A 279-nucleotide genomic window follows, 5' to 3' on the forward strand; every position below is an offset into this window, starting at 1 on the left:
ATAATCTTGTCGATGTCCTCGGATATAGACCATTGCATTGATTGCAGATGATCCACCCAGACACTTACCACGTGGTTGGTAGCCTTTGCGACCGTTCAAACCTTTCTGGGGAACAGTTTCAAATGCCCAGTTATTAATTTTTGTAGGAATGCTAATGACCGCTGCGCAGGGAACCTCGACTTTCCAGCCATCTCCAGTACCACCTGCTTCAAGCAAACAAACAGAAACCTGTGGATTTTCAGATAAACGACCAGCCAAAACACAACCTGAGCTTCCACG

General features: G+C 46.2%; 1 protein-coding gene. It reads right to left on the minus strand.

The genetic code is table 11. The features are described 5' to 3' along the window. On the minus strand, positions 1-279 hold a 279-nt coding region (locus FLQ44_RS21825), incomplete at both ends, for a GMC family oxidoreductase N-terminal domain-containing protein (protein ID WP_206209072.1).

Origin of the sequence: Vogesella mureinivorans (assembly GCF_007644035.1) — a bacterium.
GTDB lineage: Bacteria > Pseudomonadota > Gammaproteobacteria > Burkholderiales > Chromobacteriaceae > Vogesella > Vogesella mureinivorans.